The sequence below is a fragment of the Vibrio salilacus genome, assembly GCF_002811245.1.
GTDB lineage: Bacteria > Pseudomonadota > Gammaproteobacteria > Enterobacterales > Vibrionaceae > Vibrio > Vibrio salilacus.
The window spans coordinates 1-1,720 of record NZ_NIVQ01000063.1 but is presented as its reverse complement, the minus strand read 5'-3'; the positions used below and the strand labels follow the sequence as shown (position 1 = coordinate 1,720).

Below are 1,720 nucleotides of genomic sequence, written 5' to 3'. Positions count from 1 at the left end.
AATCAAAGGTTTAGAATGGCAACTAACAAAGCGTTTAAGGCAGATTCGCAACGCTAGGCATTTTCAGTTTGCTTTGAATTTAGTGTTTACGGCACAATGGTTTAGGTTAGGTGGCGATGTTGCTCACTACTTAACGCGGCGTTATGTTCTTTGTTGAACTTTTCAGGCAACTTGTTACCTGTGAGCAAGTTTTTGCCCTGTCAATTTTGAAGTTATCATGCAGTTCCAACGAGATAAATAAAGACGGCACAAATATGACAAGAGATTTTAGTACGTACAACATGCGATGGATTGAAGGGGATACTCTTCCAGAAGCTCCTAAGCCCAGACTTTCTCCAAAAGAAAAATATCTAAAACAACTTCAAGAAAATCATCGACAATCTGAAGAAACCTGGGCGTATGTTAAAGCGAATGAGGAGCGGTATGCTGCACATCGGGCAGAAGTGTTTGCACGTCGGAATGCTTCACAAATACTCGATGAAGCCCTCAGTGATACACTTAGTTCACAGTGTTCGTTAGAAGAGGAAATGGCGAAAAATCACCAGCATGTACTTATTGCCGACTTAGAGGACGCGCATAAAATTTTACACAACGTTTGGTTGGAGTCAGGTCGTGATGTGGCTGCAATAGCTGCAAGTATTAATACATCTAAAAGTTGGTTCAACCATACCGAGCCGATGTTTAACGCCCGCTCTATTGCGAAGCAGTTTGGTGATATGGGTGTTAAGGCTGATTTAGTGGAGAGCAAAGGCAAAACCTTTGTTGCATTTTCTGGTACAGATAAAAACGTTCTGGTACAGATAAAAACGGCAAAGTTTTAAAACATGCCTTTGTAAACGGTACTCGAATTAAGATGGATGGCAAAAAGTACCCACTGAACTCTTTCAAATCAATGCAAGCAGGATTTAGTCCCAAATCAAAAGCGGCCAATTTTAAGGGCGCAGCGGCATTAACATTTGTGGTGTCGGCAAGCATCGCAACGACGGATCTGGTGTTCAAAGATGACTACCACTTAACCGATTGGTTTGGTAATGTCGGCTCGGACATGTTTAAAGCTTTAGTGCAGTTTGGCGCGGGAGAGGCCGCATTATTAGCAATGGCCACATTTGGTCAGCCTCTTGTTTTAGGTGCTTTAGCGTGTGTTGCTGCTTATATCATTGTTGAGTTTGTATGGGGTCATTTTGATATTTCCAATAGAATTGTAGAGGTGTTAGAAAATGTCACCTAAAAGTAAAGTGCGATTGGCTGGGTTATTTTTAATATTATTATTTATTCCATCTTGGGCTTGGGTAAGTTTTCAGGTATTTCAAGATTATCTTGCATTACTCAATCAGGAGCCGATTGTAACGGTATCTGTTATTACATTGTGGCTTCCTATTGGCTTTTTGGGAGTAGTATTATGCTTGTTGGTAATGTCTCCTAAGTCATTGTTTTATGGTCGTAAGGTTAATGAGATTTACTCTAGTAAAACAATGAGATTAGTAAAGAAGATCAGTATTTATTTTGCATTGGCTGGTGTGGCATTTGCTGCCGGTTGGACCTATCACTCCATTGATTTGTTAGAACGATATGGATATGTTTATAGTCAAAATCTTACTAAAATAACGCCCACTGGTATTCATTTAGTTTATGTTCGTGCGAACTGAACAATTTTGAGTACGAACATAACAAGAGACTATGGCGTCAAGAGTTAATTTTTGGCGCTGTTTGCATCCCACAT

3 protein-coding genes are annotated in these 1,720 nt (G+C 40.1%); all 3 read left to right on the top strand.

Features of this window, described 5'->3' with window-relative positions:
- Positions 1–143 precede the first annotated feature (143 nt).
- The 3 genes from CDZ87_RS17620 to CDZ87_RS16655 are packed head-to-tail and all read left to right on the top strand — an operon-like array spanning position 144 to position 1,646.
- A complete protein-coding gene (locus CDZ87_RS17620; protein WP_100754525.1) occupies positions 144–821 on the top strand; it encodes a hypothetical protein in 678 nt (225 codons plus the stop codon).
- Between the two features lie 32 nt (positions 822–853).
- Positions 854–1,228 carry a hypothetical protein gene (locus CDZ87_RS17615; RefSeq protein ID WP_245834755.1) on the top strand — a complete coding sequence of 125 codons (375 nt, stop codon included), beginning with the start codon at positions 854–856 and terminating at the stop codon, positions 1,226–1,228.
- Entirely contained in the window at positions 1,218–1,646 is a 429-nt protein-coding gene (locus tag CDZ87_RS16655; protein ID WP_100754524.1) for a hypothetical protein, read from the top strand. Before CDZ87_RS17615 ends, CDZ87_RS16655 begins: the two co-directional genes overlap by 11 nt.
- The last annotated feature ends 74 nt before the right edge of the window (positions 1,647–1,720 follow it).